This is a genomic window from Flavobacterium sp., assembly GCF_036515215.1.
Lineage (GTDB): Bacteria > Bacteroidota > Bacteroidia > Flavobacteriales > Flavobacteriaceae > Flavobacterium.
The window spans coordinates 15,860-38,673 of sequence record NZ_DATBVQ010000169.1 but is presented as its reverse complement, the minus strand read 5'-3'; the positions used below and the strand labels follow the sequence as shown (position 1 = coordinate 38,673).

The following is a 22,814-nucleotide window of genomic DNA, read 5'->3' as shown; positions in this document are numbered from 1 at the left end:
GACTTTATTTGCATTCCGACAAAGCGTATGTTGGTGTCTCTGTACCGAACTTTCTTGAGACAAACCGTTACGACGATAATGACGTTAAAATTTTTAAGGAAAAAAGGAACTATTATTTAATTGCAGGTTACGTATTTGATTTAAATAGCTCAATCAAATTTAAACCGGCGGTACTTACCAAAATGGTAGGTGGAGCCCCCCTTCAAGTTGACGTTTCTGGAAATTTTCTCTTCAATAATAAATTTATGATTGGAGCGGCTTATAGATGGAGCGCAGCTATGAGTGCAATGGCGGGATTTCAAATAACGGATGGAATGTACCTTGGTTACGGCTATGATCTTGAAACAACAAATCTAGATAATTATAATTCCGGATCGCACGAAATTTTCTTTCGTTACGAATTATTCAAAAACAATAAAAAAATCACAACCCCCCGATTCTTCTAAAAGTAACTATCATGAAAAATTATATATTCCTTTACCTGACGATAGTAAGTGTTTTTTCATTTAACTGTTATTCGCAAAAAGCCAAGCTTGCTTCGGCCGATAAAAAATACGAGAGCTATTCCTATATAGATGCCATAAAGACCTACGAAAGAGTGGCTGAAAAAGGATATAAATCGGCCGATATGTTTCAAAAACTGGGTAATTCTTATTACTTCAATGGTCAACTTGAGCAATCCGCAAAATGGTATGGCGAATTATTCGCCATGACCACAGATATAGAGCCCGTGTATTACTACCGTTATGCTCAGTCTTTGCGTGCAGTCGGCGAAAATGACAAAGCCAATGAAATTCTTAAAAAGTTCAGCCAATTGTCAGATGATGATTCCAGAGGGAATCTTTTTCTTAATAATGTAAATTATCTGGAGGCCATAAAAAACAACTCCGGTAGGTACACGGTTGAAAATGCAGGCATAAACTCCCAATATTCCGATTATGGAACGGCGGTAACTTTAAATAAAATTGTTTTTGCATCTGCAAGAGATACCGGAAGCTTAGGACAAAGGAAACATACTTGGACTAATCAACATTTCACTGACTTGTATGTTGCCGATTTAGATCAGGATTTGACCCCTGGTGTTGTCTCCAAATTTGATAATAAGGTGGAATCTAAGTTTCATGAGGCTACGCCTACTTTCACCAAAGACGGGAAAACCATGTATTTCACAAGAAATAATTATCTGGAAGGCAAAAAAGGGAAAAACGAAAATAACGTCACCTTAATAAAAATTTATAAAGCCATTCTAGAAAACGACCAATGGACAAAGATAACTGAACTGCCTTTTGATAGTGACAATTATAGTACTGCCCATCCTGCCTTGAGCCCAGATGAGAAGACCTTGTATTTTGCTTCAGACATGCCTGGGACTTTGGGTCAATCGGATTTGTTTAAAGTTCAAATTAACGAAGATGGAACTTTTGGAAAGCCTGTGAATTTAGGAAAAACGATCAACACCGAAGGAAGGGAAACATTCCCTTTTGTAAATGATGAAAATGAAATATACTTTGCTTCTGATGGACATCCGGGTCTGGGAGGTTTAGATATTTTTGTTTCAAAAATAAATGAAGATGGTACTTTTGCCACGGTCCAAAATGTGGGAAGCGACGTAAATTCGCCTAAAGACGACTTTGCTTATTGGATAGACACAAAATCAAGAAAAGGGTTCTTTACCTCTAATAGAGATGGAGGCCAAGGGTTCGATGACATCTATAAATTTTTAGAAACTAGAAAGTTGAAATGCGAACAAGTACTTTACGGTAAAATCACAGAATTAGCAACAAATGAAGCTATTCCGGAAGCTAAAATCAGTTTGTTCGATAGCCACTTCACCCCCATGGGAGAGGTTATGTCAGATAGCAACGGAGATTACACATTCGCAGTAGAGTGTGGAAAAACCTATAACGTAAGAGCAGAAAAAACTGAATATACTACCAAAGAAGAAAAAATAACCGTTGATAATGCGAACGGGAAAACAAACCTAAATATAGCTTTAGAAAAAGAGAAATGTAAAGTGGCTGTAGGCGATGATCTAGGTAAATGTTTCGGCATAAAAATGATTTACTTTGACTTAGACAAGTCTAACATTCGAAAAGAAGCCGCGTTGGATTTAGAGAAGATATTGGACGTGCTTAGCCAAAATCCAACTATGAAATTGGATATTCGCTCCCATACCGATAGCCGTGCAACATTTAAATACAATGAAGATTTGTCTGATAGGAGAGCAAAGTCCACCATCAATTGGTTAATCAAAAATGGGGTGAGTCCGGATAGATTAACAGGAAAAGGATATGGCGAATACCAATTGGTGAACCAATGTACCGATGGGGTAAATTGCACCGAAGAACAACATCAAATGAACAGACGCAGTGAATTTATCATCACTGCATTATAACACATTTAAAACAATCCAAATGAACCTCGAAAGCCCCAGCTTTGGAGGTTTTTTTTTGTTAAAATTTTAGGTAATAAATCGCTTGCTAAAAATGTATTTATCGTCAGCCGCAAACCCCTTTTATTGAAGTAAATATCTTATAAACAAAAAGTCAAACTATTGATTTTTAATTACTTATACTATTAAAATTAACCTAAAAAATAAAAATCTGAAAATTTAGTCTTTGAATAATATTCAGTAAAAATCACGTTTCAACGAGTAATTAGGTCATTTACAGAGAATATTATAGTACATCGCCAATTATTTCTAACTTTAGTTGTAGATAAAGCATATTTTTTTTTCACGATAAAAAAAAATGAATGTTGGCTAACGAAAAAATCTTTTTGAACCCCAAAAAATTGAATTTTTCTTGTTAAAAATAAGTGCGAAAATGCATTTGAACTTGAAGTTTTGAATTAAAATTAATTCAAAAAGTGAACTTTAAAATAGTAGACACTATTCCGTTAATACTTTAAAATTAGGTAGCAATCCTTTTAAAAATTCTTTGCCACAAAGCGCATTTTTTAATCTGGAAATTCGAATGAATAATATCCGAATTGTATCTGGTTTGAAAATTTAATTGATTCAACATACTTAAAATGAATTGATAATATTAATGACTAGCGGAAGTAATTTAAAAAAAACACCTCACTTTATAACGATTTAAAAAAAATCAATATGAAATCAACTATTACTTATTCGACAAAATTATTTGCCTTTTCCCTAATGTGGTTCCTTTGTTTTTCAACAATAATTGCTCAAACGGCACCGGTGATATTTCCGTCCGGCGGCTTCCATATTGATGGTGACCTCAAAGCAAACTCTCCAACTCCGGGCATAGGAGATTGGATACAAGGCCCAGCAGGCGCCGGTCAATATGTGTTCGAGCTAAATGGGACTGCTGTAAATACAACCACAACTTATAGGTTTACGGATTTATTTAACACAACTGATGACAATACATTTAATTCTGGAAAATTCAATGATGATCCCAATACCAAATGGAGTTGGACAACCAGCAAAGCGGTCGGTAAAGGGGATATCGATAATGTTTTGATTCATTTAGGAGTGGACTCAAGTAATAATCAATGGTTGATTATTGCAAGTGATAGATTAGAGACAACAGGTACAAGTTACATCGATTTTGAATTTTTTCAAAAACCATTAACTATGGTAAATGCCGGCTTCAATTTAGCAGGAGGAAGAACAGTCAACGACATTTTACTTGCCGTCGAATATACCGGTGGCGGTAGTACTGCAACCGTTAAATTCTACAGATGGAACGGAGCTGATTACGAATTGGTCATCGATCCAGCCATTAATGCTTTTGGAATGTCCAATGCTTTGCCGGCAGAAACCATGACCGGAAGAGCATTTGGCTCAAGCTTATATTCCCCATATCAGTTTGTCGAGGCGGCTATAAACATAAGTGCCTTTCTTAGTGTTGCAAATCCTTGCGCAGGGGCAGCATTTGGCTCTGTATTGGTCAAAACAAAAAATGCTGCATCTGAGCAGGCATCGTTAAATGATTTCGCCGGTCCGTATCCGGTAAAATTAGTTTTAGGAACTGCGGAAATTATAGGTGGAGGCGCTTATTGCAAAATGGATGGTGCTTCTAAACAACTATTAATTAATGGCGTGCAGGGTGGAACTTTTTCAGCGTCCTCTAGTGGTTTGGTTATAAATGAGTCGGGTTTGATAGATATAGCCAGCAGCACACCGGCGACTTATACTGTAACTTATTCGTTTAACACAGGAGCGTGCCCAAAAACTGTAACAACAGAGATAACTATAGATGCACCAGTAAGTGTTAGCGATCAGCCTAACCAAACCTTATGTAATTCGGGTACATTCACCATGACTCAAATCGCTCCATCAATTGGAGTTGGAACTTGGACATTGGTGAACGGAGCAGTAACAATAACTACACCTAGTTCACCCACCACCACCGTTACGGGATTAGTTGCAGGAACCACCGCAACTTTAAAGTGGACTGTTACCAACGGAATTTGTAGTGTTTTTGACGAACTAACAATACAAAATGATAGTCAGTCCATTGCAGCAGCCGGACCGGACCAAACCAAATGTAATATCAACAGCTTTACGATGGCTGCCGTGCCTACTTCAGGTACCGGAAGTTGGACTTTTGTGGGAGCATTTGGCACTGCGGTAATCGCATCTCCAAGCTCTGCAAACACCACGGTAACTTCGGTTCCGGCAGATATGAATATCACGCTGCGTTGGACTGAAATAAATGGAACCTGTAGCTCTTCCGATGATATTATAATTAGAAATAATGCCCAACCAATCGCCGCCGCGGGTCCAGACCAGGTTAAATGTAATGTTAACAGCTTTACTTTGGCCGCCGTTCCTACCGTAGGTAGCGGGTCTTGGACATTTGTGGGAGCATATGGTGCTGCCGCGATCACAGATCCTACCTCTGCAATCACCACCGTAACTTCGGTGCCTGCTGATATGGATGTCACACTGCGTTGGACTGAAACCAATGGCACTTGCAGTTCTTCCGATGATGTGGTTATTAGAAATAATGCCCAATCCGTAGCTGCCGCCGGACCTGACCAAACGACATGTAATATCAATAGCTTTACTTTGGCTGCCGTGCCTACGGTAGGTTCTGGGACTTGGGCTTTTGTGGGAGCATTTGGCACTGCCATTATCACTTCTCCAACCTCCCCAAACACTACTGTAACTTCTGTGCCGACAGATATGAATATCACGCTGCGTTGGACCGAAAACAATGGCACTTGCAGTTCTTCCGATGATGTGGTTATTATAAATAATGCCCAATCCGTAGCTGCCGCCGGACCTGACCAAACGACATGTAATACCAACAGCTTTATGATGGCTGCCGTGCCTACAGTAGGTTCTGGGACTTGGACTTTTGTGGGCGAATATGGCACTGCCGTAATAACTTCTCCAGCCTCCGCAAACACTACCGTAACTTCGGTGCCGACAGATATCAATATCACGCTGCGTTGGACCGAAACCAACGGAACTTGTAGTTCTTCAGATGATGTTATCATTAGAAATAATGCGCAGCCAATCGCTGCCGCCGGTCCTGACCAAGTTAAATGTAATATCAACAGCTTTACGATGGCTGCCGTACCTACCGTAGGTAGCGGGTCATGGACATTTGTGGGCGCATATGGCACCGCCTTAATAACTTCTCTAAGCTCTGCAAACACCACCGTAACTTCGGTGCCTGCTGATATGGATATCACACTGCGCTGGACCGAAACCAATGGAACTTGCAGCTCTTTCGATGATGTTGTCATTAGAAATAATGCCCAATCAATCGCGGCGGCCGGACCTGACCAAACGACATGTAATACCAACAGTTTTATGATGGCTGCCGTTCCAACTACAGGTATTGGGGCTTGGACTTTTGTGGGCGCATTTGGCTCCGCAGTAATCACAAATCCAGCTTCTGCAAACACTACCGTAATTTCGGTTCCGACAGATATGAATATCACGCTGCGTTGGACCGAAACCAATGGAACTTGCAGTTCTTCCGATGATGTGGTTATTAGAAATAATGCCCAATCCGTAGCTGCCTCCGGACCTGACCAAACGACATGTAATATCAGCAGCTTTACTTTGGCTGCCGTGCCTACAGTAGGTTCTGGGACTTGGGCTTTTGTGGGAGCATTTGGCACTGCCATTATCACTTCTCCAACCTCCGCAACCACTACCGTAACTTCAGTGCCGACAAACATGAATATCACGCTGCGTTGGACCGAAACCAATGGAACTTGCAGCTCTTTCGATGATGTGGTTATTAGAAATAATGCCCAATCCGTGGCTGCCGCAGGTTCTGACCAAACGACATGTAATACCAACAACTTTACGATGGCTGCCGTACCTACTGTAGGTAATGGGTCTTGGATATTTGTGGGCGAATATGGCACTGCCGTAATAACTTCTCCAGCCTCCGCAAACACTACCGTAACTTCGGTGCCGACAGATATCAATATCACGCTGCGTTGGTCCGAAACTAATGGAACCTGTAGCTCTTTCGATGATGCGGTCATTAGAAACAACGCACAACCAATCGCTGTCGCCGGTCCTGACCAAACGACATGTAACATCAACAACTTTACGATGGCTGCCGTGCCTACTGTAGGAAGCGGGTCTTGGGGCTTTGTGGGCGCATATGGCACTGCCGTAATAACTTCTCCAGCCTCCGCAAACACTACCGTAACTTCCGTGCCGACAGATATGAATATCACGATGCGTTGGACCGAAAACAATGGTACTTGCAGTTCTTCCGATGATGTTGTCATTAGAAATAATGCGCAACCAATCGCCGCCGCCGGTGCAGACCTAGTTACATGTAATATCAGCAGCTTTACGATGGCTGCTGTGCCGACCTTAGGTGCTGGGACTTGGGCTTTTGTGGGAGCATTTGGCACTGCCATTATCACTTCTCCAACCTCCGCAACCACTACCGTAACTTCAGTGCCCACAGATATGAATGTCACGCTGCGTTGGACCGAAACCAATGGAACTTGTAGCTCTTTCGATGATGTGGTTATTAGAAATAATGCCCAATCCGTAGCTGCTGCCGGTCCGGACCAAACGAAATGTAATACCAACAACTTTATGATGGCTGCCGTGCCTACCGTAGGTAGTGGGTCTTGGACTTTTGTGGGAGAATCCGGTTCCGCCGTAATTACTTCTCCAACCTTTGCAACCACTGCTGTAACTTCGGTACCCGCAGATGTGAATATTACACTACGATGGACTGAAACTAATGGAACTTGTAGTTCTTTCGACGAAGTGGTGATTAGAAATAATGCGCTTCCAACTGCTCCAATTTCTGGGGGTAATATAACAGAGTGTAAAAACCAGTCCTTACAAACTTTAACAGCCATGGCAACAGTTCCGGATGGTCAGCACATTGACTGGTTTGAAACTGCAACCGGAGGAGTTAAAATTGATCATGAACCGACATTAAGCTCTGTTGATACAGTAACGTTTTATGCAGAGGCCGTTAACAATGCTACCTCATGTGTAAGTTTAACTCGTACTCCAGTTACACTAACAATAAAAACATGTTTAATCGCCCTAGTGAAATCCAATGACATTTTGGTCGAACCGAATGGATGCGCCACTCTTGCCAAAGATGACATGGTAACCTATACCTTCACCGTTACTAATCTTGGTAATGAAAGTCTGAACAACGTCACGGTTGTGGATCCAAATAGCGGCTTGTCGGCCATTGCCTTACAAAGTGGCGATGCCAATAGTAACAATACATTAGAAAGTACTGAAACTTGGATCTATAAAGCGACTTATTTCGTTACTCAAGCTGATATTGATTCGGGTAATATTACAAATCAAGCCACAGTTATCGGTGTTGCGCCCGACAATACTTCAGTAACGGATTTGTCCGGTAATTCAACAACTGATGATGAACCGAATGTTATCCCAATTTGTGCCGCTCCTGCTATCGCTATCGTGAAAACCAATAATATTATTGTTGGAACAAATGGATGTGCCAATCTTACCCTGGGCGATGCGGTAACCTACACATTTAGCGTGACTAATCCCGGTAATGTTAGCATCCATAATGTGTCAGTGGCTGATCCTCTAATTGGATTGTCCGCTATAGCCATGCAAAGTGGCGATGTTAATGATAACCATATATTAGAGGTTACAGAAACTTGGTTATATACAGCTTCTTATTCCGTAACCCAAGTTGATATTGACGCGGGTAACATTACAAATCAAGCCACAGTTCACGGTATTGCGCCAGATAATGCTGAGGTAACCGACTTATCCGGCAATTCAGCAACTGATGATGACCCTAATGTTATCCCTATTTGTGCCACTCCTGCTATTGCTATCGTGAAAACCAGTAACATTGCAGTTGGACAAAATGGATGTGGCACTCTTGCCGTGGGCGATGTCGTAACCTATACCTTTAGCGTGACTAATCCCGGTAATGTTAGTATCGATAGTGTGGTTTTGACTGATCCCCTAAGTGGCTTGTCTGCAGTTGTCTTACAAAGTGGGGATAGTAATGATAACCATATATTGGAGGTTACAGAATCTTGGATTTACAAAGCAACTTATTCCGTATCACAAACTGATATTGATTCGGGTAATATTACAAATCAAGCCTCGGTTAATGGTGTTGCGCCAAATAATGCGGCAGTAACCGACCTATCAGGCGCTACGGCAGATGATGATGAACCGACCGTGATTCGTATATGCTCCACCCCTGCAATCGCTATTGTGAAAATCAATGACAGCGAGGCTGGACCAAATGGATGTGCCAATCTTGCCGTGGGCGACGTCGTAACCTATACATTCGGCGTGACTAATCCCGGTAATGTTAGTATACATGACGTAGCTGTTGTTGACCCTCTTGCCGGCTTATCAGCCATTACCCTACAAAGTGGTGACGTTAACAATAACGGCATATTGGAGGTTACAGAAGATTGGATTTATAAAGCGACTTATTCCGTAAGCCAAGCTGATATTGATGCTGGAAACGTTACAAATCAAGCCTCAGTTAATGGCATTGCGCCCGATAATGCTGCAGTAAGCGACCTATCCGGAACTACGGCAGCTGATGATGAACCGAATGTAATCCGCATATGCACTACAGCCGGTATTGCAATCGTGAAAATGAATGACAGTACAGTAGGACCGGATGGATGTGCGGCTCTTGCGGTAGGCGATCGCGTAACCTATACTTTCAACGTGACTAATGTCGGTAACGTGAGCTTACAGGAAATAACGCTGCTTGACCCCCTTGCCGGCTTATCCGCTGTCGCCCTGCAAAGTGGTGATGCCAATGATAACAGTACATTAGAGGTTACAGAAACTTGGATTTATAAAGCAACTTATACCCTAACTCAAAACGATATTGATAATGGAAGCATTACCAATCAAGCTTCCGTTGATGCTATTGCTCCGGATGCAACATTAGTGAGTGACCTTTCCGGCAATTCAACAACCGATAATGAACCGAATGTGATCCCTATTTGTACTTCGGCTGCTATTTCTATTACTAAAGACGGAATCTATCAGGATACCAATGGGGATGGAATTACAAACATCGGAGATAATGTTATTTATAATTTTACGGTGACCAATACCGGTAATGTGACTCTCAGCGATGTAACGGTTACTGATAATAATGCGGTGGTTTCTGGCGGACCATTAGCCCTTTTTGAGGTAGCTGCTTCTGATAGTAGTACTTTTACGGCAGTTCATGCCATAACTCAACAGGATATTGACGCAGGGATAGTTTACAACTTGTCAACTGTAATCGGAACGCCTCCTGATGGCTTGGACGTAAGCAGTACTTCAACCGACCCTACTCCTTGTATCACTTGTCCTATCAACGAACAATGTCCTGATTGCACGATCACAACATTAACGCAAACACCTAGCATTGTTCTGGTAAAAACTGGAGTTTTCAATGACATTAACAATGATGGTTATGCTCAGATAGGTGAGACAATAAACTACACTTTCATTGTTTCCAATCCGAGTAATGTTACTTTAACAAATGTCATAGTAACTGACCCATTAATTGGTTTGACATTGAATGGCAACCCAATTTCCACCCTAGAACCTGGAGCAACCAATAATTCTATAACGGGAGTTTATTCTGTGACCCAATCTGATATTGACGCCGGTTCAGTTAGCAATTCTGCTTTGGTGATTGCAAAAGACCCAAAAGGAAATGATGTGACCGATATTTCCGGAACTGAAACAGATAACGATACTCCTACCTTGACGCCTCTTTCTCAAACTCCTGCTATTGCTTTAGTGAAAACGGGGACTTTTAGCGATACCAACAATGATGGTTATCCTCAGGTAGGCGAAACGATAAACTATACTTTTACGGTAACAAATATCGGTAATGTGTTAATAACAAATATCATTATAACTGATCCTTTAGTTGGGTTTATAATAGCCGGAAATCCAATTATTTCTTTGGCTCCCGGAGCAACAAATAATTCGGTAACCGGAATTTATACCATCACCCAGACCGATATAGACAATGGTCTGGTAACCAACTCTGCATTGGCAACCGGAAAAGATCCATTGGGAAATGACATTACCGATATTTCGGGAACTACAGTTGAAAATAATGAGGCAACCGTAACGCCTCTTATCCAAAATCCGAGTTTAGAGGTTATTAAAACGGCCAATAACGAAAATTATAGTTCCGTAGGAGACATTCTTAATTACACTATTTCAGTAAGGAATACCGGAAATATTACTCTTTACCAAATAACTGTTTCAGATGAGCTAACCGGCTTGAGTACTATAATCCAATCTTTGGCGCCTGGTGGCACACAAGAATTTACTGAAAACTATACTATAGTACAAAGTGACAGGGAAAATGGCAGTGTGACAAACATTGCAAAAGCCGACGGGTTTACGCCAAACGAAACTCCAATACATGCCGATGATAGAGCTGTAGTGGAAGCCTCAATTGTTTTAGGTTGTCAAAATGTAATAGTTCATAATGCATTCTCGCCCAACGGTGACGGAATAAATGAAACATTTGTTATCGAGAGTCTTGAAGACGTATTGTGTTATCCAAACAATTCGGTAGAAATTTATAACCGTTGGGGAGTACTCGTATTCGAAACTACCGATTATAATAATGAAAGTAATCGTTTCGATGGAATTTCAAATGGTAGAACGACCGTAAGCCAGTCCTCTGGCTTACCTACCGGAACTTATTTTTACATTTTGAATTATTCTTCTATTGATGGTACCGGAAGTTTAATTAATAATAGAAAAGATGGATATCTGTATCTGACCCGATAAATGGTAATAGCTGCCTGAAGTGTCAATACGCCTTCAGGCAGTTTAAAAACCATATAATAAAACTATTATTTTTTAACGCAAATCAGTAATCACAATTATCAAAACTACATTTTTCGCATGTATGATTTGAATGATAATTTACCTAATAAATATCTATTATGAAAACAAAAATATTCTCTTTCGTTTTGATGTTTACAACCATCGTAAGTTTTGCACAGCAAGATGCTCAATTTACCCAATACATGTACAACACAATCAATATTAATCCTGCTTACGCGGGTTCCAGAGGCGCTCTAAGTATTTTTGCCCTGCATCGCACGCAATGGGTTGGCTTGGATGGGGCACCCGTTACAAATGCAGTATCGGTAAACACTCCGTTAAATTCTAATCATTTGGGATTGGGGGTATCCATAATAAATGATAAAATAGGACCAATTCATGAGAACACCATTTCGGCAGATCTGTCTTATACCGTACCGACATCAGAAACGGTCAAACTCTCTTTTGGAATCAAGGCAACTGCCAATTTATTCGATTTAGACGTCTCCAGATTAAATCCTGTAGACGATGACCCCAGTTTGCATGATTACCACAATAAATTCTCCCCAAATATTGGTGCCGGGGTTTACCTTCATTCCGATAAGGCATACGTTGGCTTGTCGGTTCCCAATTTTATGGAATCCAATCGCTACGATGACAATGAAGTGGCCATTTTCAAGGAAAGACCCAACTTCTATTTAATCGCAGGGTATATTTTTGATTTAAGCAATTCCATAAAATTCAAACCGGCCATGCTCACAAAAATGGTCAAAGGTGCCCCATTGCAGGTCGACGTTTCCGGGAACTTTATGTTTGAAGAAAAACTTGTCGTCGGTCTAGCCTACAGATGGAGCGCGGCGGTAAGTGCAATGGTTGGATTCCAAGTTTCGCAAGCCTTTTATTTAGGTTATGGGTATGACCTTGAAACAACGAATCTGGACAATTACAACTCCGGTTCGCACGAAATCTTCTTGCGTTATGAACTTTTCAAAAAAAATAAAAAAATGACAACCCAAAGATTCTTCTAAAAACAATTATTATGAAAAATAATATACTCTTTTACATAACTATAATAAGTGTTTTTTCATTTAACATTTATTCGCAAAAAGCCAGCGTCGCTGCAGCCGACAAAAAATATGCCAACTATGCCTATGTAGATGCGATAAAAACCTACGAAAGGGTTGCCGAAAAAGGATACAAATCCGCAGACATGTTTAAGAAACTGGGCAATGCGTACTATTTCAATGCCAAACTGGAAGATGCCGCTAAATGGTATGGCGAATTATTTGCCTTGACTACCGATTTAGAACCCGAATATTACTACCGGTATGCACAGTCGTTGCGTTCCATTGGGGAAAATGACAAAGCCAACGATCTGATGAAAAAATTCTATCAATCCTCGGGAAATGATAATCGCGCACGACTATTTGAAAAAGACGTCAACTATCTTGAGGCCATCAAGGAAAATTCTGGGAGGTATCAGGTTGAGGATGCGGGAATCAATTCGGCATATTCTGATTACGGGACGGCTATTTATTTAAACAAACTCGTTTTTGCCTCGGCGAGGGATACCGGAAGCTTAGGACATCGCATTCATTCCTGGACTAATCAACCTTTCACTAACTTATACGTGGCAGAACTCGAAGACGAAATGATTCCGGGGAAACCCAAGAAGTTTGACAAAAGTGTAAATACTAAATTTAATGAATCCACTCCCGCCTTCACAAAAGATGGCAAAACAATGTATTTTACCAGAAACAACTATCTGGACGGTAAAAAAGGAATGAACGAAAATGACATTACATTGGTAAAAATTTACAAATCCACCCTGGAAAACGACAACTGGACTAACGTGACCGAACTTCCTTTCGACAGTGACAATTACAGCACAGCGCATCCCGCCCTAAGTCCTGATGAAAAAACTCTGTTTTTCGCTTCCGATATGCCGGGGACGCTAGGGCAGTCAGATTTGTATAAAGTGCAAATTAACGAGGACGGGACTTTTGGAACTCCCGAAAATCTTGGAAATGCCATCAATACAGAAGGGAGAGAAACGTTTCCGTTCGTCAATGATGAAAATGAGATTTATTTCGCATCAGATGGGCATCCCGGACTCGGGGGACTTGACATTTTCGTAGTAAAAATAAATCCCGATGGCACTTTTAACAAAGTACAAAATGTAGGGATGGATGCCAATTCGCCGATGGATGATTTCGGCTATTGGATAGACACAAAATCAAGAAAAGGTTTCTTTAGCTCCAATAGGGTTGGCGGACAAGGGTACGATGACATTTACAAATTTCTGGAACTCCGTAAACTTACCTGTGAGCAAGAATTATATGGTGAAGTAACAGATATGGCTACAAAAGAAATACTCCCGGATTCCAAAATCAGTCTGTTCGATTCGCGGTTCACTCTTATCGGCACTGTCAACTCTGATGTAAAAGGAAAGTATTCATTCGCAGTAGAATGTGGAGAAACCTACCATGTTAGAGCCCAAAAACTGGAGTACACCACGAAGGAGCAAAAAGTAACCATTGCCAAGGAAAACGGAAAAACGAGTTTGCCGATAGAGTTGGAAAAAGAGGAATGCAAGGTAGCTGTAGGTGATGATTTAGGGAAATGTTTCGGAATTAAAATGATTTACTTTGATTTTGACAAATCTGACATACGATTGGAAGCGGCATTAGATTTAGAAAAAATATTGGACGTGCTGAACCAATACCCAAAAATGAAACTCGATATACGTTCGCACACCGATAGCCGCGGATCATTCAAATACAACGAGGCATTATCAAATAGAAGAGCGAAATCGACCATTAGCTGGTTAATCAAAAATGGCGTCGATAAAAACCGACTGATCGGCAAGGGATACGGTGAAAATGAACTCATAAACAAATGCTCAGACGCTGTGGATTGCACTGAAGAAGAACATCAGCTAAATAGACGTAGTGAGTTCCTAATAACTGAATTATAGGAATAGATTAATTTGTAAAAAAAGCTAACATAAATTGTAATAAATGTAACCCCAGAAGTAAAATCTTATGGGGTTATTATATTTAATTCTAAATCAAAAAACCTTGCAAATTTATATTTATTTCTAAAATGGCAACTTAAAGATTCTTCTAAAAATAATTCCTATGAAAAATAATACAATCATTTGCATACTCATAATAAGTGTTTTTTCCGTTGACTCTTTTGCGCAAAAAGAGAAAAATTCCTCAGCAGACAAGAAAACAAAAACTATGCAAAAACCGCAAGCTGTAAGAACTTTAAAGTCATACCATATTGAAGAAAATATTAAGATGAATTTTGGAGGCTACACTACGACTTACAATGTATCTGACTCAAGTTTAATTAACACAAACGATTTAGGACCAAACAACACGCGAGTCATAACCCCGAAGTTTACGGAAGCAGAACAAGTTATGGGGCACCTAAAAGAAACAATAACAGATTTGAAGAAGCCCAACTTTAAACCTTCCGATTTGAAACCAACAGATTCATTGAAGAAACAAGCTCGATATGCTTCCATAATTATGATAAAAACTTACGAACGAGTAGCGGAGAAGGGATACAAATCAATTGACATATTCAAGAAATTGGGAAATGCCTTCTATTTTAACGACGAACTGGACAAGGCAGCCAGATGGTATGGGGAGTTATTGGAAATGGCTCTCGATTTAGAACCCGAATATTATTACCGATATTCGCACTCATTAAAAGCCATTGGTGAAAATGAAAAAGCCAACGAAATGTTGGAGAAATTCAATCAGTTATCCGGAAATGATGAAGGTGAGTGAATGTAGACACTTTTTTTAAAACCTTCAGTAAAAAAAAAGAGGCTGCAATTTGGGGAAAACAGCCTCTAATTTAAAAAAAAATAAATTATATTTTTGCAAAAATGTTGGTGTAATATTTTTTGCCTGTCGTAGGGTTTTCTCTAATTGCAAGTCCAAAATCAGTAAAATCACCTTCTATATTTTGTTTATGCCCCGGACTGTTTAACCAGGCGGTAACAGCTGCTTGCGGTGAGCTGTAGTTATACGCTATATTTTCCCCTACCGTCTTGGCTCCCAAAACTTTTATTATATTTTCAGAACGAGCCACAAAATCATCGTGGTTCACTACATTATTTGTAATCATATAGTTGTCATGCTCTTCTGACTTGAATGAAATATGGTTTATCGTTTTTAAAGTATTTAAGCCAATACTTGCTCTATAATCATTTATCAACTTCATCGTCTCCAATTCATTTGCATTGTACGTGTAATTTACTACCACTTCTAATTTTGCTTCCGCTGAAGAAGCTTCAGAAGAATCAGAAGAACAAGAATTCATTGTGAATATAACCGCTAAAAGCAATACTGCACGAAGTAAAAATGTTTTCATAATTTAGTAGTTTAAGTTTAAAGTAGATTGTGGGGCAAACTCCTTTAGGTAATGTATGCGTTCTAATTCTTTTCAAACATACTTATATTTCCGTTAAACTACCAAAAATAATCGACGAACTACATCTTTTGTTTTTAATATTAATATTTTTCTTACGTTATGCGAATAGTTTTTAGATTTTCCAAGAAAAATCTTCTCAAGTTTATAACGAATGTATCTTCCAGGAGTTTAGGTCTCCCATTCCAAACATTTATGGCCTAAAAAGGGACCGAATTAGAGATGAAGTTTCGAAAAAATTCTAAAAACCTCTAGATTTTAGCGAAAATATTAGTATAATATATTCTACCGGTAACCGAATTTATTCGAACAGAGATTCCGAAATGGGTGTAAGAGCCTTCGATATTAGCTCTGTGCCCCGAACTGGTCAACCAAGAATCAAAAGCGGCTTGAGCGTTACTGCTATTGTAAGCAACATTCTCCCCTACCGCTACAGCTCCTAAGGTATTCATTATGTTTTGAGACCTTACATTAAAATTATCGTGGCTAAGTGTATTCGTGGTGATCATATAATCGTTGTGCGCTTCCGCTAGAGATGATATGTAATTACTTCTCAATAAAGAATTCAAGCCAATACTTACTCGATAGGAATTTATTAAATCTATTAGTTGAATTTCGGATGAGCTATAAGTATAACTGTATAAGTCAGGAGTTGCCGATGCTGACGGTGTAGTCGTTGGTGTTGGTACCGTCGTTTGTGTTACCGTTGGAGTCGATGTTGGGGTTGGCGTCGCGGGGATCGGCGTTGGGGTTACAGATTCTAAAGGTGCTTCGTCAGGATCGGCTGTACAGGAATACATTGTACTTATTACCGATACTAGCAATAATGCAAGGAGTGACTTTAATTTCATAAAATTTAGTAGTAATTTATTTATCAAATAGTTTAGCTCGAAAAACATTGAAAATAATGTGCTTTCTTAAAATCCGAAACTACATTTTTCGGCCATAAACAACTAACTATAATTGACAATTTGCATAAATTTAACTGCAGCGAAAGTGGTTTTCTTACATAAGTCGAGACGGATTTTGTATTACAAAGTATGCACCTGTGGATCGCATACCAGCTTCCCTGCCATGCGGCATTTATTTTATTTACAAAATATGTTTTCAAAAAAAAGACCATATCTTGACGATATGGTCCGTTGTTCTAAAAATTAAATCTGAACTACTTAATTTAGTAGTATAATATATTGTAACATCTACGGGGATAATCTTTCTATTTTCCATGAAAAATCTTCCTTGCTTGTGTATCGGATTCTATCATGCAAACGATTCGGTCTCCCTTGCCAAAATTCAACCTCTATTGGCACAACCAAGTAACCGCCCCAATGTTTTGGTCTCGGGATAACCATGCTGTCATAATCTTTTTCCAATTGCTTTAGATTTTCTTCCAGATAAGCGCGAGAAGGAACCACTTCGCTTTGGTTTGAGACTATGGCTCCTAATTTACTTCCCTCGGGTCTTGAGTCAAAATAATTGTCGGAGCTGACTTCGGTCGTTTTTTTGGCAATGCCTTTTATGATGACTTGACGTTCCATTGAATGCCAAAAAAAAGAGAGACATATATTAGGGTTCGCGGCTATGGCTTTCCCTTTTTCCGAATTATAATTGGTATAAAAAATGAAGCCTTCCTCCGTAAATTTTTTCAGCAAAACGACTCTAGACTTAGGGAATCCATCCAGTCCAATTGTTGCAACAGTCATGGCATTAACTTCGTCGCTCCCACCAAATTCTTCTGTTTCATGAAACCATCTGTTAAATAAGTTTATAGGATCTTCCGGAATGTTTGATTCTAACAACTCACTCTTTTCATAGGATTTTCTATAATTACTCAGATCATTCATTTTTTTATTTTTTAGTTGTTTGAATTTTAAAAATCAAAACTCGAAACTTTTTCCGTCATCTGCCAGTAGCACTTCGGAAAAAATCGTTTGGGCTTCATCTTTAAATAATTTTATGTTTTCATACCGAGTGGAGTAATGTCCTAGAACTAATTGTTTAACATTAGCCTTCAAGGCAATGGTTGCCGCCTCTTTGGCTGTGCAATGCATGGTTTTTTTAGCCAAATTTTCTTCGGACTGCAAGAAAGTCGCTTCGTGATATAAGATGTCTACATCTTTTAGTAAAGGAACTATACTTTCGTCATAAGCGGTATCAGAACAAAAGGCATAACTTATTGGAGGGATCGGGTCAAATGTCAACAAATGGTTTTCTACAATCCTTCCATCCTCTAAGAGAATGTCTTTTCCGTTTTTTATATTTTGATAGTAACATTTATCGATTTCGAAACTTTGGACAGCATCGACATTCAGTTTCCTTTTATCCATCCTCTCCTGAAACAAAAATCCATTGGTATATATACGGTGCTTCAGAGGGATTGTTTTTATCGTAACTTTCTCATCTTCATAAATCACTTCACTTTCATTTGATTCCAATTCGTGGAAATGCAGACCGTAATTGGTCCAAGAATTGGACAGTCGCAATTGCAACATGATTATTTCTTTGATTCCTTTGGGTCCATAAATGTGCAAATCGGTTGCTCGATTGAGTAAGGTAAAAGTGGATACCAAGCCCACGAGTCCAAAAAAATGATCCCCATGCAAATGAGAAATGAAAATATGATTTATTTTAGAAAACCTGATTTTATTTTTGCGAAGCTGCACCTGGGTTCCTTCCCCACAATCGATAAGAAAAAGTCTGTTTTTAATTTCTAAAATTTGCGAAGTTGGATTGGTAAATGTGCGTGGAGTTGCTGCATAGCAACCTAATATAGTTAGTTTCAAATTTATGAGTTTCGATTAAAGGCTCGACCAGATTCTCGTGTATAGAATTAACGTCTTTTTTAAAAACCCAAATCCCTTTCAATCTCTTCCATTTCAATAATGTCATTTGCTTCCAGCAAGGAAGGGACAACGGTAAGGGTGTCTGGAACTGCATTAAAGTCAATGTCAGAGATCACAATTACAAATGATTTCTTTGCGTTTTTATGTTGTTTAGATAGCGGCAAAAACAATTTTATGTCATTTACTGTCAAATCCTTGTGATACGAAAGATCAATAATTATATTATGCTTTTCGAATGTCTTATATTGGTGCGTCACTTTCATCAAGAAAGAAGTGAAATCGCCTTGAGTGTCTTTTATTGTAATCGTGTGTTCTTTTTGATCTACTTTCATTGAGTTTTATTTTCAAAATTACTATATAACTAAGTTAGTGAAGATTTCTGAAATTACTGAATTTTTGACGCTAAAAGATAAATTACTGCCATTCTGATTGCAACCCCGTTTTCAACTTGGTTCAGAATTACGGATTGATTCGAGTCCGCAACTTCAGAGGTTATCTCTACCCCCCTATTTATGGGGCCTGGGTGCATGATGACAATTTCTTTGTTTAGGGAATCCAACAACGTTTTATCTAGACCATATTGCTGTGCGTATTCTCTTGTTGAAGGGAAAAAATTGACGTCCATTCGTTCGTTTTGAACTCTAAGCATATTAGCTACATCACACCATTCTAGTGCTTTCCTAAGGTTTGGCTCAACTGTTACTCCAAGTGATTCGATATGCTTTGGGATCAGCGTTTTTGGTCCGCAAACTTTAACTTGGGCTCCTTGCATTTGCAATGCATATATGTTGGACAATGCCACTCTGGAGTGCAAAATATCCCCAACTATAACCACTTTTTTTCCTGCCACTTCGCCCAGCTTTTCCCTGATCGAATAACTATCAAGTAAAGCCTGGGTGGGATGTTCGTGCGCACCGTCCCCAGCGTTTATTATGCTCGCTTTTACATTTTTCGATAAAAAATAAGCGGCTCCAGGATTAGAGTGACGCATTACCACCATATCCACTTTCATAGAAAGTATGTTGTTTACGGTGTCAATAAGTGTTTCGCCTTTTTTAACGGAAGATTGGGCTGCGGAAAAACTGATGACATCTGCAGACAATCTTTTCTGGGCCAGTTCAAATGAAAGTTTTGTGCGGGTACTGTTTTCAAAAAAAATGTTGGCAATGGTCATATCTCGCAAGGAAGGCACTTTCTTAATAGGACGATTGATGACTTCTTTAAAATGATCGGCTGTTTCAAAAATAAGGTCAATATCACTATTGTTAATATATTTTATACCTAATAAATGATTTACGCTTAATTCTTTCATTCCTTTACGATTATTATTGTTTTTATGAGGTTCTCTTCTTCAATTAGGTCAGCTAATTGGTAACTAGGTACACGATATCCTCACCATCATTTTCTTTCCAGTTTACCTTTACTTTTTCATTATTTATTGCATCCACCTGTCTCCCCCTATAATCTGGTTGTATTGGTAAATTACGACTAAAACGCCTGTCTATCAAAACAAGTAACTCAATTTCTGACGGTCTTCCAAAAGATTGGATGGCGGTCAAAGCTGATCGGATGCTTCTGCCCGTAAACAAAACATCATCGATAAAAATAACCTTCTTATTTTCGACAATAAAATTGATTTTGGTCTTATTTGCTTCCAAAGGTTTATCGGTTCTGCGAAAATCGTCTCTAAAGAAAGTGATGTCCAAATAACCCAGTTTAATTTCAGGAGTATTGTATTCCTTTTCCAATAATTCTTTGAGTCGCTCGGCAAGAAATGTGCCTCTTGGCTGAATCCCGACCAAAATGGTATCTTTAAAATCAAGGTGTTTTTCAATCAGCTGACAAGCCAAACGATGTAGAATGATATTGACTTCTTTGGAATTGAGCAAAACTTTTTGAGTCATAGTAAAGTATTGTGTTTGGTTAGGCAAATATACAAATTCCAATTTAGGATTGATTAATTGGGAGTAGAATATAGTTTCAATTATTACTTGATCTGGAAAACTAGGCGCTTTTAAATAATAAAATTCCAATAATCCTCGTTATTTTTTATTGGGCTCACTTTTTTTATTACAGAAAATAGCTAATAATTTTATAAGAAACTGTAAAAATTATATAAATAGCCGATATACTAATTTTGTACCTTTAGTATTAAATAACTTTAAAATAAAAAAATCATGCAAAATCAAATTACAAGATTACTAGTGCTGTTTATAGCTTTAGTTTCATTTACAAGTTGTTCAGTAGTTGAAGGCATCTTTAAGGCTGGAATGGGAGTTGGTATTTTTATAGTGATTGCGATAATTGCCGTTGTGATTTTTATTGTAAGTAAGTTTTTAGGCAAGAAATAGTTAGGCCACGACATATGATTAAATAAAAAACTCTCGCAAAAGCGAGAGTTTTCATTTCTTATTACTGTGACGATCTATTTCTTAACATTGTACATTTTAGTTCTTAGCTCTTGAACTTTTTCATCATCCAAATACTCATCAAAAGTCATGTAACTGTCTATTGCACCATTAGGCGTCAATTCAACAACCCTATTACCTACCGTTTGTGCAAACTCATGATCATGGGTAGTGAATATCACCGATCCTTTAAAGTTTTTCAATGAGTTGTTAAAAGCGGTGATGGACTCTAAATCCAAGTGATTCGTGGGTTCATCTATCATTAAAACATTCCCTCTTTCCATCATCATACGGGATAACATACAACGTACTTTCTCTCCTCCTGACAACACTCTGCATGTTTTTAATGCTTCTTCCCCTGAGAAAATCATTTTACCAAGAAAACTACGAATATTTACCTCGTCACGTTCTTCTTCCGTTTTTACCCATTGACGCAACCAATCTACAAGAGACAAATCACTCTCAAAAAAAGAATGATTTTCTACAGGCAAATAGGCTTGATTTGTAGTAATCCCCCAATCGAAATTACCTGAATCTGCGGTTTTATTACCATTTAAAATTTCGTAAAAGGCAGTTGTGGCACGAGAATCTTTTGAAAAAAGAACAATTTTATCCCCCTTGGCCATATTCAAATCTACCCCTTTAAACAAAACCTCTCCATCAACCGAAGCGCTCAAACCTTGAACATTTAATATTTGGTCTCCAGCTTCACGCTCTTGATCAAAAATAATTGCAGGATAACGACGACTAGAAGGTTTGATTTCCGATATGTTTAACTTACTAATCATTTTTTTACGAGAAGTGGCTTGTTTTGACTTAGCCACATTCGCGCTAAAACGACGAATAAATTCTTCTAATTCTTGTTTCTTTTCTTCCGCTTTTTTGTTCTGTTGTGCGCGCTGTTTCGCTGCTAATTGACTGGATTCATACCAGAAAGTATAATTTCCCGAATAATGATTTATTTTGCTGAAATCGATATCTGAAATGTGGGTACAAACAGAGTCCAAAAAGTGACGGTCATGCGACACCACAATAACGGTATTCTCATAGTTTGCAAGGAAATTCTCCAACCAAGCGATCGTTTCAAAATCCAAATCGTTGGTAGGCTCATCCATAATAAGTAAATCAGGGTTTCCAAAAAGCGCTTGTGCCAAAAGGACACGAACTTTAATTTTCCCCTCCAAATCTCCCATCAATGTATAATGGTGTTCTTCCGTTATTCCAAGATTTGACAACATTGAAGCAGCATCAGAATCAGCATTCCAACCGTTCATTTCTTCAAATTGAACTTGCAACTCCCCTATTTTATCTGCATTTTTATCATTGTAATCCAGATAAAGTTCGTCCATTTCTTTCTTAACGGCATACAACACCTTGTTCCCCATTATTACGGTTTCCAATACGGTATGCTCGTCGAACATATTGTGGTTTTGGTTTAAAACCGACATACGTTTTCCTGGCTCTAAATGGATATGTCCCGATGTAGGATCCATTTCGCCAGAAATAATTTTAAGAAATGTTGATTTTCCAGCACCATTAGCTCCGATAACTCCATAAATATTACCATGTGTGAAGGTGGTATTTACTTCGTCAAACAAAATTCGTTTGCCAAATTGAACTGATAAATTATTAACTGTTAACATAAATATTTTTATAAAAATTTTTGCAAAAGTACAAAAAATTACTGATTTTTTTGTGTATGAAGACACATTTCGATGAATTGGATTCTACCTAACATTTCATCCAAAATCCTATAAAAAAATCCCGACAAAAATTTCGTCAGGATCATATCAATTTAGAAAATTCGACAATCAGCGC

General features: G+C 38.8%; 15 protein-coding genes. 7 read left to right on the top strand and 8 right to left on the bottom strand.

What is annotated here, in order from left to right; all coding sequences use genetic code 11:
• The 6 genes from VIH09_RS11490 to VIH09_RS11465 form a co-directional block, all read left to right on the top strand.
• A partial coding sequence (locus VIH09_RS11490) for a type IX secretion system membrane protein PorP/SprF (RefSeq protein ID WP_331581083.1) occupies nt 1-446 on the top strand: 446 nt, incomplete at its 5' end.
• Between the two features lie 11 nt (nt 447-457).
• On the top strand, nt 458-2,395 hold the full coding sequence (locus tag VIH09_RS11485) for an OmpA family protein (RefSeq protein WP_331581081.1): 1,938 nt from the start codon (nt 458-460) through the stop codon (nt 2,393-2,395).
• Nucleotides 2,396-3,112: 717 nt separating this feature from the next.
• Nucleotides 3,113-11,257 (top strand): DUF7507 domain-containing protein, encoded by an 8,145-nt coding sequence (locus VIH09_RS11480; protein ID WP_331581079.1) that lies wholly within the window; start codon nt 3,113-3,115, stop codon nt 11,255-11,257.
• A 158-nt stretch (nt 11,258-11,415) separates the two neighbouring features.
• Nucleotides 11,416-12,324: a type IX secretion system membrane protein PorP/SprF gene (locus VIH09_RS11475; protein WP_331581077.1), complete on the top strand. Its 909-nt coding sequence runs from the start codon at nt 11,416-11,418 to the stop codon at nt 12,322-12,324.
• Between the two features lie 11 nt (nt 12,325-12,335).
• Entirely contained in the window at nt 12,336-14,273 is a 1,938-nt protein-coding gene (locus tag VIH09_RS11470) for an OmpA family protein (protein ID WP_331581075.1), read from the top strand.
• A 163-nt stretch (nt 14,274-14,436) separates the two neighbouring features.
• On the top strand, nt 14,437-15,099 hold the full coding sequence (locus tag VIH09_RS11465; protein ID WP_331581073.1) for a hypothetical protein: 663 nt from the start codon (nt 14,437-14,439) through the stop codon (nt 15,097-15,099).
• An 85-nt stretch (nt 15,100-15,184) separates the two neighbouring features.
• Here VIH09_RS11465 and VIH09_RS11460 read toward each other — a convergent pair whose 3' ends face one another.
• From VIH09_RS11460 to pyrR, 7 genes are all read right to left on the bottom strand, one after another.
• Nucleotides 15,185-15,688: a CAP domain-containing protein gene (locus VIH09_RS11460; RefSeq protein WP_331581071.1), complete on the bottom strand. Its 504-nt coding sequence runs from the start codon at nt 15,686-15,688 to the stop codon at nt 15,185-15,187.
• A 308-nt stretch (nt 15,689-15,996) separates the two neighbouring features.
• Nucleotides 15,997-16,596 (bottom strand): CAP domain-containing protein, encoded by a 600-nt coding sequence (locus tag VIH09_RS11455; protein WP_331581069.1) that lies wholly within the window; start codon nt 16,594-16,596, stop codon nt 15,997-15,999.
• Between the two features lie 348 nt (nt 16,597-16,944).
• Nucleotides 16,945-17,589, bottom strand: coding sequence for a pyridoxamine 5'-phosphate oxidase (gene pdxH / locus VIH09_RS11450; protein ID WP_331581067.1), 645 nt, complete (start codon nt 17,587-17,589; stop codon nt 16,945-16,947).
• A 33-nt stretch (nt 17,590-17,622) separates the two neighbouring features.
• The gene (locus VIH09_RS11445; protein WP_331581065.1) at nt 17,623-18,528 is read right to left on the bottom strand and encodes a ribonuclease Z; all 906 of its coding nucleotides are present in this window, start codon (nt 18,526-18,528) and stop codon (nt 17,623-17,625) included.
• A gap of 59 nt (nt 18,529-18,587) precedes the next feature.
• The gene (locus VIH09_RS11440) at nt 18,588-18,920 is read right to left on the bottom strand and encodes a ribonuclease Z (RefSeq protein WP_331581063.1); all 333 of its coding nucleotides are present in this window, start codon (nt 18,918-18,920) and stop codon (nt 18,588-18,590) included.
• Between the two features lie 53 nt (nt 18,921-18,973).
• Entirely contained in the window at nt 18,974-19,900 is a 927-nt protein-coding gene (locus VIH09_RS11435; protein WP_331581061.1) for an aspartate carbamoyltransferase catalytic subunit, read from the bottom strand.
• A gap of 52 nt (nt 19,901-19,952) precedes the next feature.
• Nucleotides 19,953-20,492 carry a bifunctional pyr operon transcriptional regulator/uracil phosphoribosyltransferase PyrR gene (gene pyrR / locus VIH09_RS11430; RefSeq protein WP_331581059.1) on the bottom strand — a complete coding sequence of 180 codons (540 nt, stop codon included), beginning with the start codon at nt 20,490-20,492 and terminating at the stop codon, nt 19,953-19,955.
• 273 nt (nt 20,493-20,765) lie between these two features.
• On the opposite strand from pyrR, the gene VIH09_RS11425 reads away from it, so the two are divergent.
• Nucleotides 20,766-20,939: a hypothetical protein gene (locus tag VIH09_RS11425; RefSeq protein WP_331581057.1), complete on the top strand. Its 174-nt coding sequence runs from the start codon at nt 20,766-20,768 to the stop codon at nt 20,937-20,939.
• A gap of 74 nt (nt 20,940-21,013) precedes the next feature.
• On the opposite strand, the gene VIH09_RS11420 is transcribed toward VIH09_RS11425, so the two are convergent.
• Nucleotides 21,014-22,639: an ABC-F family ATP-binding cassette domain-containing protein gene (locus VIH09_RS11420; protein ID WP_331581055.1), complete on the bottom strand. Its 1,626-nt coding sequence runs from the start codon at nt 22,637-22,639 to the stop codon at nt 21,014-21,016.
• Nucleotides 22,640-22,814: the final 175 nt, after the last annotated feature.

Excerpts from the sequence above, each read along its gene's own strand:
- VIH09_RS11485 (WP_331581081.1), top strand. The coding sequence starts at position 458 with ATGAAAAATTATATATTCCTTTACCTGACGATAGTAAGTGTTTTTTCA.
- VIH09_RS11480 (WP_331581079.1), top strand. The coding sequence starts at position 3,113 with ATGAAATCAACTATTACTTATTCGACAAAATTATTTGCCTTTTCCCTA.
- VIH09_RS11475 (WP_331581077.1), top strand. The coding sequence starts at position 11,416 with ATGAAAACAAAAATATTCTCTTTCGTTTTGATGTTTACAACCATCGTA.
- VIH09_RS11470 (WP_331581075.1), top strand. The coding sequence starts at position 12,336 with ATGAAAAATAATATACTCTTTTACATAACTATAATAAGTGTTTTTTCA.
- VIH09_RS11465 (WP_331581073.1), top strand. The coding sequence starts at position 14,437 with ATGAAAAATAATACAATCATTTGCATACTCATAATAAGTGTTTTTTCC.
- VIH09_RS11460 (WP_331581071.1), bottom strand. The coding sequence starts at position 15,688 with ATGAAAACATTTTTACTTCGTGCAGTATTGCTTTTAGCGGTTATATTC.
- VIH09_RS11455 (WP_331581069.1), bottom strand. The coding sequence starts at position 16,596 with ATGAAATTAAAGTCACTCCTTGCATTATTGCTAGTATCGGTAATAAGT.
- pdxH (WP_331581067.1), bottom strand. The coding sequence starts at position 17,589 with ATGAATGATCTGAGTAATTATAGAAAATCCTATGAAAAGAGTGAGTTG.
- VIH09_RS11440 (WP_331581063.1), bottom strand. The coding sequence starts at position 18,920 with ATGAAAGTAGATCAAAAAGAACACACGATTACAATAAAAGACACTCAA.
- VIH09_RS11435 (WP_331581061.1), bottom strand. The coding sequence starts at position 19,900 with ATGAAAGAATTAAGCGTAAATCATTTATTAGGTATAAAATATATTAAC.
- pyrR (WP_331581059.1), bottom strand. The coding sequence starts at position 20,492 with ATGACTCAAAAAGTTTTGCTCAATTCCAAAGAAGTCAATATCATTCTA.
- VIH09_RS11425 (WP_331581057.1), top strand. The coding sequence starts at position 20,766 with ATGCAAAATCAAATTACAAGATTACTAGTGCTGTTTATAGCTTTAGTT.
- VIH09_RS11420 (WP_331581055.1), bottom strand. The coding sequence starts at position 22,639 with ATGTTAACAGTTAATAATTTATCAGTTCAATTTGGCAAACGAATTTTG.